The sequence below is a fragment of the Porphyrobacter sp. SLTP genome, from assembly GCF_009905735.1.
Lineage (GTDB): Bacteria > Pseudomonadota > Alphaproteobacteria > Sphingomonadales > Sphingomonadaceae > Erythrobacter.
Genome location: NZ_JAAALE010000006.1, coordinates 92,464 through 106,454 on the forward strand (window position 1 = coordinate 92,464; position 13,991 = coordinate 106,454).

The window sequence follows — 13,991 nt, forward strand, 5'->3', positions numbered from 1 at the left end:
GCTAGTGCGGCCATAATGGCGCGCGTGCTTCTTCTGTTTTGGCTGGCGGTTGGACTGGCATTCGGCGGCGTAGAATCGCCGTCGATGGCGCATGATGCCTTGCCTTTTAGTGCTGTCATTGCTTCGTCAGACGTAAGCGGCCATGCCGAAGCAGCGCATCGCGACCATGCTCCCGACGATGAAAATTCTCCCTGCCACGCCGTGGTTCATCACCATTGCAGCGTGGGTCTCAATGCCGGCGCGCCGGTCATGGTCGAAAGCCTGTCGCTGGCCCGTGTCGCGATGCGGCCACAAGACAGCGCCATCCTGAGCTCTTTGGCGCAAGCCCCGCCGCTTCAGCCACCTTCTGCCTGAACTTGCACCGTAACGGCGCACGGACCTGTGGGTTCGCGCGACGAACGCATGCCAAGTTCAGGAGTCTTTCATGCCCATATCCTTGCGCGCCGCCCTTATGGCTGCGGCGCTGGCCACTGCCTTTCCGGCCTTGGCCGAACCCATAACGCTCGAGACTGCGATCGAGCGTGCCATTGCAAGCCAACCGCGCCTTGCTGCAGCTGCGGCGCGTGTCGACGCTGCCGAAGCGCGCGCACGTCAGGCCAATGTTGGTCCCAATCCGCAGGTCAGCCTCGAGGTCGAGGATTTCGCCGGAAGCGGTCCCTTCCGCGGCTTGGACAGCACACAAACAACGCTGGCGCTTAGCCAGCAGCTCGAGATCGGGGGTCAGCGAAGCGCCCGGCGGTCCGTTGCGGCAAGCGAGCGTGACGTGGTGGCCCTGGCCCTGCTGCGCGAGCGCATTGATCTGGTTCGCGACGTTGAACTGGCCTTTGCCGAGCTGGCAGCGGCGACGGATCAGGCAACGCTGGCGCGCGACAATGCTGCGCAAGCGTCATCGCTTGCCAACACCGCGCGCATTCTGGTCGAAGCGGGCCGCGATCCGCCGCTAAGGCAATTGCGTGCCCAAGCGGCGCTTGCCGAGGCCCGTGCCGCCGAGGTTGAAACATTCAGTCTCATGCTTGCCGCACGGCGGAACCTCGCAGTGCTGGTTGGGTCAGATGATCCGGATCTGACGGTCGCAGCCGGTTCGCCGCAGCCCCGACGAACAACCAACGATCCTGCCTTCATCGGCATCGACGAGCGGCTTGCCGAGGCGGAACGCCGCGTGGCTGCAGCGCGGGTGACGCTGGCGCAGTCGGCCGCTGTTCCTGATGTCACGGTCAGCGGCGGTCTGCGGCGTTTCAATGACGGGCGCGATACCGCGTTTGTTGCTGGCCTATCGCTGCCAATTCCGATCCGTGACCGCAATCGCGGCGGGATCGAGGCGGCGCGAGCGGACGAGACCGCAGCCGAATATCAGGCAGAGCGTGTGCGAGCCGAGGCGCGGCGAGACAGGGCGCAGGCACAAATGCTGGTCGAAGCTGCCGAGACGCGCTTGGCCGCACTTGAGGGGCCTGGCCTTGCCCAAGCCGAGGAGGCAGTGAGGCTGGGGCAGGTCGGCTACAATGCCGGGCGCTTCTCGCTGCTTGAATTGCTCGACGTCCAGGGCGCGCTGACGACGGCGCGCCGTTCCATCATTGAAGCCCGGCTTGACCGGGCCCGCGCGATTGCCGCGCTCAATCGCGCCTATGCGCGCGAGGAGAACTGATCATGACGATTGACCGAAAAATGCTGGCCCTGATCGGCGGGGCCGCGATCATTGCCCTTGTAGGTGGCGGCGCGGGCTATGTGCTGCGCGGCGACGCTGCACAGAGTGATGAAGCTGCTAAAGGCGCTGAGTCTGGCGGCGATGCGGAGGCCGAGGTGGCGCCAGGGGAAGGCACCATCATGGTGACCGAAGCGCAGCTGCGCACAGCAGGGATCGTGGTTGCGGCAGTCGGAGAAGGCTTTGCCGGGGGCGAAGTGACAACGGCGGGCGTGCTCGTGCCGCCGACACAGTCGGTCGGTCATGTCACCGCACGCACGTCGGGCGTTGTCGTGCGGATCTTGCGCCAGCTCGGCGACCGGGTCGCGGTAGGTGATGCGCTCGCTGTCATTGACAGCCGCGAGGTTGCCGAGGCGCAGGGCGCATCGGCACGCGCACGGCGCGCAGCCGAAGCCGCACGCACTGTTCTTGCGCGAGAGGAAAGTCTGTTCCGCCAACGTGTCACGGCACGTCAGGAATATGAAGCAGCGCAAGCCGCCTACGATGCGGCGCGAATTGATGCGCAGCAAGCCGAGCAAGCCTTGCGTGCGCTGGGTGCAGGGACGGGAGGAGGCACCACCCGGCTGATGACGCTGCGTTCGCCGGTTGCGGGTGAGGTTACTTCGGTGACCGTTACGCCGGGTGAATATGTTCCGCCCGAGCGCGAGCTGTTTCAGGTTGCCGATCCGCGCACGGTCTGGGCGGAATTGATGATCCCTGCGCGCGATATCCAGCGCGTTCGGGTCGGCCAGACGATGATGCTTTCTGTTCAGGGTAGCGATCACCCGCACACGGGCCGTATCCGGTTCCTCTCTCCCGCTGTTGATCCGGCCACCGGGGCGGCCAAGGCGATCGCCACCATCGACAATCGCGATGGCGACCTTCGTGTCGGCCAGAATGTCAGTGCGCGGGTCACGACGCCCGGGAGCGATGGCCAGCGGGTGCCAGTGGTGCCGCGCAGCGCGATCCAGGAGGTTGAGGGGCGCAGTGTTGTTTTCGTGCGCACGCCGCGCGGCTTTGTCGTGCGGCCGGTGACGGTGGGCACTGGCAGCGATTCCGCCGTGCCGATCATCTCGGGTCTGCGCGTCGGCGAACGCGTCGCGACCGTCAATGCCTTCGTCCTCAAAGCGGAACTCGGCAAGGCCGAGGCCGAACATGATCATTGAGAGGACGAACCATGATTGAAAAAATCCTCGCCTTCGCCGTCGAGCGAAGGGTGCTGGTGGTCCTCCTGACCGCGTTTGCCGCCATTTATGGTGCGACCCAGCTTGTACAACTGCCTGTCGATGCGGTGCCCGACATCACCAACCGGCAGGTGCAGATCAACGCCGTTGCGCCCTCGCTCGGGCCGACGGAAATGGAACGCCAAGTCAGCTATCCTATTGAAACTGCCATGGCGGGCATGCCCGGCCTCGTTGAAACCCGCTCGATTTCGCGCAACGGGTTTGCGCAGGTCACGGTGATCTTCACCGATGATACCGATCTCTATTTCGCCCGCCAGCAAGTAGGTGAGCGCTTGACGCAGGCGGCGGGCACGTTGCCGCCGGGGGTGGATCCACAGATCGGACCGGTATCTACCGGCCTTGGCGAAGTGCTGATGTGGACGGTCGACTTCGCGCATCCCGACGGGCGCGGGGCTCCGCGCGCGCGGGCCGGGCAGCCGGGCTGGCAAACTGACGGCAGCTATCTTACTCCTGAGGGACAGCGGCTGACGACGCCGGAAGAGCGGCTGACCTACCTGCGTACGGTCCAGGACTGGATCATTCGGCCACAGATGCGTCAGGTTGCCAATGTCGCAGGGGTCGACGCCATCGGCGGTTTCGTGAAGCAATATGAAGTCGCACCTGATCCGGTGCGGCTCGCCGCCGCCGGTCTTTCGATGACCGATCTCGTCGACGCGCTCGAACGTGGCAATGTGTCGAGCGGTGCCGGCGTGGTCGAGCGCAGCGGGGAAGGACTGGTGGTTCGCGCCGATGCCCGGGTGTCACGCGGGTCTGAGATTGCCAATATCGTGATTGCCCAGCGGGGCGGGGCGCCGGTGCGGGTCATTGATGTGGCGACCATTTCGTCGGGTCGCGAGGTCCGCACGGGTGCAGCCAGCGTCAATGGTCATGGCGCTGTGGTTGGCACCGCCCTGATGCTTGCAGGTGGCAACAGCCGCACGGTGGCGGCCGAATCCGCCGAGAAGCTCGATGAGATCGGCGCGGCCCTCCCGCCCGGTATTGTCGTGACGCCGGTGCTTGATCGTTCGGTGCTGGTTGATGCGACGATCAGCACGGTGGCCAAGAACCTGACCGAGGGCGCGCTCCTTGTTATTGTCGTCCTGTTTCTGCTGCTCGGCAATTTCCGCGCTGCCATCATCACGGCGCTGGTGATCCCGCTGTCGATGCTGCTGGCGGCAATCGGGATGGTCAAAGGGGGTGTTTCAGGCAATCTGATGAGTCTCGGCGCGCTCGATTTCGGTCTGATTGTCGATGGTGCGGTCATCATCGTTGAAAATTGCCTGCGCCGTCTGGCCGAGCGTCAGCATCATGAAGACAGGTTGCTCAGTTTGCAGGAGCGGCTTCACGAAGTGATGGTTGCGGCGCGCGAGATGATCCGCCCATCGGTGTTCGGTCAGGCCATCATTATCCTGGTGTATCTGCCGCTGCTCGCGTTCGACGGGGTGGAAGGCAAGATGTTCGCGCCGATGGCGATCACCGTGATGCTGGCACTGACCGCAGCCTTTGTCCTCTCGCTGACCTTCGTACCAGCGATGGTGGCGCTGCTCGTGACTGGCAAGGTCGAGGAGAAGGAGCCGCGCGTGCTGGCGGCAACGCGGAGCCGTTATGAGCCATTGCTCGACAAGGCGCTTGCCCGGCCATGGGTGGCCATCGGCTCGGGAGCGGCGATTTTCCTTGTCGCGCTCGTCGCTTTCACCAGCCTTGGTCGCGAGTTCATTCCCCAGCTCGACGAGAAGAATTTCGCGCTCCACGCGATGCGGATCCCGTCGACGAGTGTCGAGCAATCGGCCTCAATGCAGTTGCAGGTTGAGCGGGTGATTGCTGGCTTTCCGGAGGTCGCGACGGTCTTTTCAAAGACGGGCACGGCGGAAGTGGCGACTGACCCGATGCCCGGCAATGTGTCCGACACTTTCGTGATCCTGCACCCACGAGAGGAGTGGACCGATCCGTCCGAAACAAAGGCCGCGCTGATTGCCCGGGTGGAAGCCCGGCTGAACACGCTGCTCGGCAACAATTATGAGTTGAGCCAGCCTATCCAGATGCGCTTTAACGAGCTGATTTCGGGCGTTCGATCCGATGTAGCGGTCAAGGTCTATGGCGATGATTTTGAAACACTCAATGCCACGGCGCAGCGCGTTGCAGCTGCGCTGCGCGCGGTCGACGGTGCTTCGGATGTCAAGGTTGAGCAGACCGAAGGATTGCCGGCGCTTGTGATCGATTTCGACCGGGCAGCGATTGCAGCCTATGGTCTGTCGGTTGGCGACGTGACTGATGTGGTGCAGATCGCGCTCGGCGGCCGCGAGGCCGGGCTGGTGTTCGAAGGCGATCGGCGGTTTGATGTCGTGGTGCGCCTGCCCGAAGAGCAGCGGCGCGATCTCGATGCGCTTGCGGCCTTACCAGTTGCATTGCCATCGGCAGATGGCACGGCGCGGTCCGTGCAGCTTGGCCAGCTCGTTCGCTTCCGCATTGAAAACGGACCCAACCAGGTCAGCCGCGAAAACGGCAAGCGTCGGGTTGTTGTGCAGGCTAATGTGCGCGGGCGGGACTTGGGCTCGTTCGTTGCCGATGCGCAAGCCGCGGTCGCCAATGATGTGCAGATTCCTCCGGGTCTGTGGATCGACTGGGGCGGCCAGTTCGAGAATCTCGAACGTGCGCAAAATCGCCTCAGTATTGTGGTGCCACTTGTCTTCGCGGCGATCTTCGCCTTGCTTTACGCAGCGCTGGGGTCGGCAAGCCGTGCGGCGATGGTCTTCTCCGCCGTCCCGCTCGCGCTGAGCGGGGGCGTGCTGCTGCTATGGCTGCGTGGCATGCCCTTTTCGGTCTCTGCAGCGGTTGGCTTCATCGCTCTGTCGGGCGTGGCAGTGCTCAATGGGCTGGTCATGATGTCGAGCATCCTTGCGCTGCGTCAGAACGGCAAGGGCGTGCTGGAATCGGTGCGCGAAGGGGCGCTGATGCGTTTGCGACCCGTGCTGATGACGGCATTGGTGGCCAGTCTTGGTTTCGTGCCGATGGCGCTGGCGAGCGGCACAGGTGCGGAAGTGCAGCGACCGATCGCGACGGTGGTGATCGGCGGATTGATCTCGGCGACCTTGCTGACCTTGGTCGTCCTGCCGGCGCTGGCCCGGCTTGTGCTTGACCGGGAAGCCAGGCGCTTTCCGGACGAAGAGCCTCAGCCGCTTTCGCCCGTGATGGCTTAGACGAATGACCAAGAAAATAGACCAAAGCTCAGGAGAGACGCAATGAACAGCAGCGGTAAGCGAAGTGCATCGGCTCTTGGCGGCCCTTGCAATGGCTCCTTGGTGGCAAGCTGATGGGCGCGGGTCATGATCATGGCAATGCCGGTCACCAGGGCCATAGCCATGGCGCTGGTGCCAGCACCCGGCGCCTTGCCATTGCGCTCGGACTGACGACGACCTTCCTGATCGCCGAGTTGGTCGGGGCCTTTGTCTTTGACAGCCTGGCGCTGCTTTCTGACGCTGCGCATATGTTTACTGACAGTGCGGCGCTGGCGATTGCGCTGGCGGCGGTCAAGATCGGTCAGCGTCCGCCCGATGATCAGCGTACCTTCGGCTATCGGCGATTCGAGATATTGGCTGCTGCCTTCAACGCGATCCTGCTGTTTGCGGTCGCCGGATACATTCTGATCGAGGGGATTGGGCGGTTCTTTGCACCGCAGCCCGTTGAATCGGTCGGGATGCTGATTGTCGCAACGCTCGGGTTGCTCGTGAACCTTATTGCCATGCGGATCCTTGCTGGTGGCAAGGACGACAGCCTCAATATCAAGGGGGCGTATCTCGAGGTGTGGGCTGACATGCTCGGCTCGCTTGGCGTCATTGGTGCGGCCATTGCAATCTATTTCACCGGCCTCAACTGGATCGACCCGATCGTCGCGATCGCGATCGGTCTCTGGGTGCTGCCGCGCACGTGGATATTGCTGCGCGACACCATGCATATCCTCCTACAAGGCGTGCCGCGTGGGTTTGACCTCAAAGCCATCCGCACGGCGATGGCCGAGATGCAGGGCGTGAACGGGGTTCACGACCTGCATCTGTGGTCGGTCGCGGGCGACGACGCTAGCCTGACCGCGCATGTTGCGATTGATGGCGGGGAGGATGCAGAAGTAGTGCGGCGTGATGTGGCAGACATGCTGGCAGCGCAGTTCGCGATCCATCACGTCACAATCCAGACAGAAACTGTTCCATGCACCGATGAGACGGTATTGCATCGCTAAATTGGCGATTTCCACCCTACGTCATCATCCACACTGCCATGCCGATCATCATTAGGTTTTCTGTCAATGAGACAAAGCCCAGCGGCACATTGCTGTCACCGCCGACGCAGGCGCATTTGAGTTCGCGCTTGTCGATATAGACTGCCTTGAAGACCGAGATGGCACCGATTGTGCCGATGAACAGCGCCACCGGTATCGAGAGCCAATGCAGCTGGCCGGAAACCATCAGCACGCCGGCCAAGCCCTCGGCGAAGGGATAGAGGGTCGCATAAGGCACCCAGCGCTTTGCCAACAGGTCGTAATTGAGGAACATCGTTGCGAACTTGTCGACATTCTGGAGCTTGAGCAGCGCCAGCACGCACATGCTGAAGGCAATAAACCACTCCGCAACGCGAACGCTCAGAGCCGTGCCATCGACCGCGATGCCAGCTGCCATCGCCATCGCTGCGGTCATGGCGAAGAGCGCGATTATCGGGCGGTAGCTGGTCGCATTGGGATCGGGGACCTTGATCCCGAAGTATCGCCGCAGGTCGTCATGCCCTCCAATACGCTCACCGTCGATGAAGGTCTGAGGTGTGGTTGCAACCCCGTGTTCAGCCTTGAACGCGTCGGTCTGTTCGCGCGTGGTGAGATGCCGATCATCGACCTTGTAGCCGCGCGTTTCGAGCAGATGCTTGGATTTCAGGCCATAAGGGCAGGTGTGATTGGGCATGACCATGCGGTGGAGCACCGCGGTTTTGGTGGGTGAGGGCATTGGTGAATTCCTTTGAATCGATGCAATACCACCCATATAAGTTCCGTACCATGGTACGGGATCAAGGCTCAAAATGAAAATCGGTGAGTTTGCCCGCGCAGGCGGGGTCAATGTCGAGACGATCCGCTATTATCAGCGGCGCGGATTGCTGGCGCAGCCTGCGCGGCATGAGGGGCCACGCCGCTATACGCGCATCGATCTTGGCCGTTTGCAATCGATCCGCTCGGCGCAGATTGCGGGCTTCACGCTTGACGAGATCGCGACCCTTCTTGCTCTCGATACGGGCGATCGCACAGCGGCGCAGAATCTGGCACGCGTTAGGATCGCGGCTCTCGATGAGAAAATCGCGACGTTGCAAACCATGCGGGGAGCCCTCGTCAGGCTCGCCGATAACTGTGCGTCGGAACAATCCGGACCCTGTCCCATCATCGATGCTTTCAGCTTTGCGCAAGAAAATGCAGGATCGAAGGTGGCAACATGAGGGGTTTTTGCCGCGCCCGCGTATACTACGTCGAAGGAGCTTCTTGATGGACCTCGACACAAATCTCGCCCGACTGGCTAGGCTTCCCGTTCCGGATCTTTCCGCCCTTGACGGCGGAAGGCTGGCGGCCCGCGCGCAGAACGAGGTGCGGCAGACGCGGGCGATGCTCGGATTGGGGCTTGTGATGTCGCTTGGGATAGGGGTCGTCGGCGGGCTCCAAGTGCCGGCACGCGCCGAGGTGCCCCTGGCTGCCTTCGGTCCGCCTTCTTCGCTTACGCCCTTGATTGCACTGGGTCAGGAATGAACCTCCGTCGTATCGCCTTGGCGGCAGGCCTGATCATTGCGCTCGCGCTGGTCGGGGTGTGGCTTGGGCGCATGCTTCAACCCGCACCGCACCATGGTGGGGCTGAACTCCATGCCTTGATTCATGGTGAGCTCGACCTTGATCCGGCCCAGGAACAAGAACTGACCGCACTGGAGCGCCAGTTTGCTGCGCGGCGCGAGGCGCTGGAAGACCGGCTCAGGCGAAGCAATGCACTCCTCGGCGACGCCATCGCCGCCGAACATGAATATGGTCCCCGCGTTTCTGCGGCGGTGGACGATACGCATGATGCTATGGGGGATCTCCAGAAGGCGACGCTCGAGCATGTTTTCGCGATGCGGGCCATTCTTCGTCCCGATCAACAGGCGCGGTTCGATGCGGTGGTTAGCAAGAGCCTCGCTACACAGCCGCAGTGACCTCAGACAATCTGGATGTGGCGCTTATACGCGACGCGCGGGCTGGCCTGTCGGGCGCGCAACGTGCTCTCGTCGAGCGCTACCGTGAGACCGTGTACCGGCTTGCGCGCTCCGCGACGGGTGATCCTGAGGAAGCCTTCGATATCGCGCAGGAAACGTTCGTCGCGGCATTTGCTGCGCTGAACCGTTATGATCCCGAGCGACCTTTCAAGGCATGGATCAGCGCCATCACGCTCAACAAATGCCGGGACTGGGCTCGTCGCCGCGCGGTCAGGCGGTTTATCGGTCTGCCGATGCCCGAGCACACGGCGGACTGGATTGCTGATGATGCGCCTTCGGCGGAAACACTTGCTGCAGACCGCGCCGAGCTTGCCGCCACCGCCCGTGCGATCGCCGAGCTTCCAGCCATGCTGAAAGAGGTGTTGATTCTGTGCACGGTTGAGGGCCTGAGCCAGCAGGAGGCAGCAATGACGCTGGGCATCAGTGTCAAGGCGGTCGAGACGCGGCTTTCTCGCGCGCGTCAAAAATTGGTGGGCATTGTGAGGGGTAGCACGGACGCGCGCGTATAGAAGCGTATGAACAGTCCGAACCTTACACGACGTCACCTCATCGCCGCCCTTGGTGCGGGATCAGCCTTCGCTGCCATGCCGGCCTGGGCGCAGGGTCACAGCGTCCACCGCAGCGGCAGCCATGGGCGCGGCGGCCCGCGTATTCCTGCAGGCTTTGGCGAGCTATCAGGCGATGTCATCGACCTGACCGTTGGCAGCGGCCACCGCATTGTCGAAGGGCGGCGCGGCCCGGGCATTGCCGTCAATGGCAGTGTCCCCGGCCCGCTGATCCGGCTGCGCGAAGGGCAGAATGTCCGCCTGAATGTCACCAATAACCTGGAGACCGACACATCGGTCCACTGGCACGGCTTCCTTGTGCCGTTCCACATGGATGGGGTGCCCGGCATCAGCTTTCCCGGTATCAAACCGGGCCAGACCTTCACCTACGAGTTCCCCATCCGCCAGTCGGGCACCTATTGGTATCACAGCCATTCGGGTCTGCAGGAGCAATCCGGCCATTACGGCCCAATGATCATTGATCCGGCAGGGGCCGAGCCGGTGCAGTTTGATCGCGATTACATCCTGCTGCTGAGTGACTTCACCGTGCTCGACCCGCATTTCATCATGAGTCGGTTGCGCACAGGCGAAGGCTATTTCAACCGGCAGCTGAGCACTTGGACCGACCGATATCCGATGTCGGGCGAAGAACGGCGGATGTGGGCCGAAATGCGGATGATGCCGACCGATATCATGGATATTGGCGCGCCGACCTACACCTTCCTCGCCAACGGGCGCGGCCCGTCCGAGGGGATGGAATATCTGTTCCGCGCCGGAGAACGCGTGCGGCTGCGCATCATCAACGGATCGGCGCAGAGCTTCTTCAATGTTCGCATTCCGGGCCTGCCAATGACGGTCATCGCTGCCGATGGCCAGAACGTGCGACCGGTCGAGGTTGATGAGTTCCAGATCGGCACTGCCGAGATCTACGATGTGATCATTACGCCGGGCAGCGACGAAGCCTATGCCATCGTGGCTGAGTCCATGGATCGTTCCGGCATGGCGCTGGCGATGCTGGCCAGTCGCCCCGGCGCGCGCGCTACGGTTCCGGCCTTGCGCGATCCGCCGCTGCTGACGATGGGCGATATGGGCATGAACCATGGTGCCGGTGGGATGGACCACGGCATGATGGATCACGGCGTGCATGCTGGCAGCGCTGCCGACGCTGCGGGAGCGGCGGATCATGCCGCCATGGGGCATGGTACAACCGCAGCGCCGGGTGACGACGCGATGGACGGGATGGCGATGGGCGGAATGAGCATGGACGGCATGATGATGCGAGACACCACGCTGCTGCCGCCTGACGTTGCGATTGGTCCGGGGATCGACATGGTGTCGATGGCACCGACGGACAAAATGGGCGATCCCGGCCTCGGCCTGCGCGATATGCCGCACCGCGTGCTCAACTATCGGATGCTCACCGCGCTTGAGCCCAATCGGGACCCGCGCGAGCCATCGCGATTGCTCGAACTCCACCTCACCGGCAATATGGAACGCTACATGTGGTCGTTCGATGGACGGATGTATTCTGCCGTCAGCGATGTGCCGATCCGCTTTGCCTGGAACGAGCGGGTGCGGGTGAAGCTCATCAACAACACCATGATGGCGCACCCCATCCATCTGCACGGCATGTTCTTCGAGCTGGTTAACGGGGAAAGCGCTGCACATCAGCCGCGCAAGAACGTTGTGATCGTGCAGCCCGGCGCCAGCGCGCAATTTGATCTCACCGCCAACGAGCCGGGCGACTGGGCGTTCCACTGCCACCTGATGTATCACATGCATGGCGGGATGATGCAGACCGTGACCGTGGTCGGTCCGGGCGACGGAGCATGAGCGTGCGGTCTATCCTGTCAGCGGCCCTCCTCGGGAGCGCGTTGATCTCTGTCCCGGCCTTCGCGCAGCATCAAGGGCATGTGATGCCCGCGCCAGCGCCAGAGCCGACACCTGCTCCGGCTCCCGGCGATCCCCATGCCGGGCAAGGCATGCCGGCGGCGCCAACCGCGCCTGATCCTGCCGATCAGCACGCGGGGCACGTCATGCCTGAGCAGTCTGCGACTCCTGAGCCAATCGACCCTCACGCAGGACATGACATGACGGGTGAGGCGGCTGCACCTGCCGATCCGATGGCTGGCATGGACCACAGCACCATGGATCATGGCATGATGGACGACGCAGCGTCGGCATCTCCTGGACCTGACATGGAAACCCCGCCGCCACCTGAGGCCGGAAGCGGTCCACCGCGCGCTGCCGATGCCATTTGGGGTGCCGACGCGATGCGGGCCTCGCGCGAGGATCTGCAACGTACCCATGGCGATTTCCCGGTCTTCTGGTTTCAGGGAGATCGTTTCGAGACGCAGGTGCGCGACGGCCGCGAGGGCTATCTGTGGGATCTTCAGGGCTATTATGGTGGCCCGACGAGCCGGCTGTGGTTCAAGAGCGAAGGTGAAGGCACGTTCGGCGAACCGATTGAACAAGCCGAGGTTCAGGCGCTCTACGCGCGGGCCATTGCGCCCTTCTGGGATCTGCAGGCGGGCGTGCGGCAAGACCTCGGCGGACCCGACACCACACATGCAGTGATCGGCGTGCAAGGGCTTTCGCCCTATATGTTCGAAGTCGACGCCGCATTGTTTCTGTCACAGCGCGGCGATCTCACGGCGCGGATAGAGGGTGAGGTCGACCAGCGGATCACGCAGCGTCTGATCTTGCAACCGCGCACCGAGGTGAACCTGTCGGCGCAGGACATTCCGCGCCTCGGCATCGGGTCAGGCATCGACTCGGTCGAGGTCGGCGTGCGGCTGCGCTACGAATTCATTCGCGAGTTTGCCCCCTATATCGGCATCGAACAAAGCTGGCGCCTCGGCGGCAGCGCCGATTACGCCCGCGCACGCGGCGAGGATCCCAGCGTTACCAACTATCTCGTCGGCATCCGTTTCTGGTTTTGAAGCAAAGGAATACCTCATGAAATTCGCACCTCTCCTCGCCGCAATTGCCATGATCGCTGCGCCGCTTGCGGCCCCGTCGGCGGCGCTCGCACATACGCGCGTCGTGGCTTCGACTCCTGCTGAGGGCGCAACCGTTGCGCGCCCGCGGGCGGTGACCCTCACATTCAGCGAAGCTCTGTTGCCGCCGACCGCCGCCGCCAGCATCGTTATGACCGCGATGCCCGGGATGGCGAACCACGGCGAGATGGTGATCCGCAATTTCACGACGGCCTGGAGCAATGGCAACAAGACCATGACGCTCGCTCTGCGGCAGCCGCTGCGCGCCGGAACCTATGAGGTGCGCTGGCAGGCCGCCGGAGCTGATGGGCATCGCATGAACGGCACCGTCAACTTCATCGTTAGCTGATCACAGCGTGGGGGGTCTGGCCGAACAGGGGTTGCGCCTTGCGCATTATGGTGCGCTGCTTGGCCTGTTCGGTTGGACGGCGTTTCGATTGCTGAAGCTGCGCCACCCGGAGTGGGTGTCGCAGGGTGAGGACAGGGCTGCTCTGACCCTCGTCTCCATTTGTGCGCCGCTGTTGTCAATCGCGCTGATGCTGGTGTCTATTGCAGCGATGATGGGCGCGCCGATTGCTTCGCTCGACTGGCCAATGATCGAAGCGATGATCATTGGCACCGAGATGGGCATGGCGTTTTTGATACGCTTGGCCCTGCTGATTATCGGCCTTTGCGCACTGCTGGCAAGCCGAGCAGGTAGGCCAACTTCGTTGATCGCGGCCTTGTGCTTCGCTGGCGCATTGCTGACGCTCAGCTGGAGCGGCCATGCCGCTGCAACCGAAGGTGGATTAGGCCTGTTCCACCGCTTGAACAATGGCGTCCATCTGTTGGCGACCAGCCTGTGGCTGGGCGCAATATGTTGGTTCCTGATGCTTACGGTCAAAGCCCATCGGCAGCGCGAGCTCATCCCTGCCTTGCGGCTGCTTCGCGTGATGCACGCGTTCGCGCCGCTAGGCGTCGGCCTGGTCGCTGCAGCTGCACTGACGGGCGTGATCAACGCGCAGTTGATCTTTGGACTGGAGAACAGCGTGGCGGTTTTGAGCACGCCTTATGGCATCTTGCTGATCGTTAAAGTCACGTTGGTTGGCATGATGCTGGCGTTCGGCGCGCATAACGCCTCGATCGGACGCCGGGAGGTTCTCGACCAACGCCGCGAGAGTGCGGAGCCCTTAAACGCATTGTCGCGCCTTCGCAGAAGCCTTGCAGGCGAGCTGCTCCTGGCCGGCGGTGTAATCGGTCTGGTTGCCGTGCTGGGCATGATGTCGCCAATGATGATGTAAAT

14 protein-coding genes are annotated in these 13,991 nt (G+C 62.8%); 13 read left to right on the top strand and 1 reads right to left on the bottom strand.

From position 1 onward, the window contains the following. Positions 1 to 15 precede the first annotated feature (15 nt). The 5 genes from GVM20_RS06850 to GVM20_RS06870 all read left to right on the top strand — a co-directional run bounded on the left by GVM20_RS06850 (position 16) and on the right by GVM20_RS06870 (position 7,132). A complete protein-coding gene (locus GVM20_RS06850) occupies positions 16 to 354 on the top strand; it encodes a hypothetical protein (RefSeq protein WP_166546484.1) in 339 nt (112 codons plus the stop codon). 70 nt (positions 355 to 424) lie between these two features. Then, positions 425 to 1,642 carry a TolC family protein gene (locus GVM20_RS06855; RefSeq protein ID WP_166546485.1) on the top strand — a complete coding sequence of 406 codons (1,218 nt, stop codon included), beginning with the start codon at positions 425 to 427 and terminating at the stop codon, positions 1,640 to 1,642. A 2-nt stretch (positions 1,643 to 1,644) separates the two neighbouring features. Further along, entirely contained in the window at positions 1,645 to 2,844 is a 1,200-nt protein-coding gene (locus GVM20_RS06860; protein WP_166546486.1) for an efflux RND transporter periplasmic adaptor subunit, read from the top strand. Positions 2,845 to 2,855: 11 nt separating this feature from the next. Beyond that, positions 2,856 to 6,098 carry an efflux RND transporter permease subunit gene (locus tag GVM20_RS06865; protein WP_166546487.1) on the top strand — a complete coding sequence of 1,081 codons (3,243 nt, stop codon included), beginning with the start codon at positions 2,856 to 2,858 and terminating at the stop codon, positions 6,096 to 6,098. A gap of 113 nt (positions 6,099 to 6,211) precedes the next feature. Further along, complete coding sequence (locus GVM20_RS06870; RefSeq protein WP_166546488.1) at positions 6,212 to 7,132, top strand: cation diffusion facilitator family transporter; 921 nt, start codon at positions 6,212 to 6,214, stop codon at positions 7,130 to 7,132. A 16-nt stretch (positions 7,133 to 7,148) separates the two neighbouring features. Here the strand turns inward: GVM20_RS06870 and GVM20_RS06875 are convergent, their stop codons facing one another. Next, the gene (locus GVM20_RS06875) at positions 7,149 to 7,886 is read right to left on the bottom strand and encodes a MauE/DoxX family redox-associated membrane protein (protein WP_166546489.1); all 738 of its coding nucleotides are present in this window, start codon (positions 7,884 to 7,886) and stop codon (positions 7,149 to 7,151) included. A 73-nt stretch (positions 7,887 to 7,959) separates the two neighbouring features. On the opposite strand from GVM20_RS06875, the gene GVM20_RS06880 reads away from it, so the two are divergent. From GVM20_RS06880 to GVM20_RS06915, 8 genes are read left to right on the top strand one after another with little or no spacing between them, the layout of a single operon-like run. Further along, positions 7,960 to 8,367: a MerR family transcriptional regulator gene (locus GVM20_RS06880; protein WP_166546490.1), complete on the top strand. Its 408-nt coding sequence runs from the start codon at positions 7,960 to 7,962 to the stop codon at positions 8,365 to 8,367. A gap of 46 nt (positions 8,368 to 8,413) precedes the next feature. Next, positions 8,414 to 8,671: a hypothetical protein gene (locus GVM20_RS06885; protein WP_166546491.1), complete on the top strand. Its 258-nt coding sequence runs from the start codon at positions 8,414 to 8,416 to the stop codon at positions 8,669 to 8,671. Positions 8,672 to 8,688: 17 nt separating this feature from the next. Next, positions 8,689 to 9,105 (top strand): periplasmic heavy metal sensor, encoded by a 417-nt coding sequence (locus tag GVM20_RS06890; protein WP_353653119.1) that lies wholly within the window; start codon positions 8,689 to 8,691, stop codon positions 9,103 to 9,105. Further along, on the top strand, positions 9,102 to 9,674 hold the full coding sequence (locus tag GVM20_RS06895) for an RNA polymerase sigma factor (protein ID WP_166546493.1): 573 nt from the start codon (positions 9,102 to 9,104) through the stop codon (positions 9,672 to 9,674). Before GVM20_RS06890 ends, GVM20_RS06895 begins: the two co-directional genes overlap by 4 nt. A gap of 6 nt (positions 9,675 to 9,680) precedes the next feature. After that, a complete protein-coding gene (locus GVM20_RS06900; protein ID WP_166546494.1) occupies positions 9,681 to 11,543 on the top strand; it encodes a copper resistance system multicopper oxidase in 1,863 nt (620 codons plus the stop codon). Next, complete coding sequence (locus GVM20_RS06905; protein ID WP_166546495.1) at positions 11,540 to 12,652, top strand: copper resistance protein B; 1,113 nt, start codon at positions 11,540 to 11,542, stop codon at positions 12,650 to 12,652. Before GVM20_RS06900 ends, GVM20_RS06905 begins: the two co-directional genes overlap by 4 nt. A gap of 16 nt (positions 12,653 to 12,668) precedes the next feature. Further along, positions 12,669 to 13,058: a copper homeostasis periplasmic binding protein CopC gene (gene copC / locus GVM20_RS06910; RefSeq protein ID WP_166546496.1), complete on the top strand. Its 390-nt coding sequence runs from the start codon at positions 12,669 to 12,671 to the stop codon at positions 13,056 to 13,058. A gap of 7 nt (positions 13,059 to 13,065) precedes the next feature. Then, positions 13,066 to 13,989 carry a CopD family protein gene (locus tag GVM20_RS06915; RefSeq protein ID WP_166546497.1) on the top strand — a complete coding sequence of 308 codons (924 nt, stop codon included), beginning with the start codon at positions 13,066 to 13,068 and terminating at the stop codon, positions 13,987 to 13,989. Positions 13,990 to 13,991: the final 2 nt, after the last annotated feature.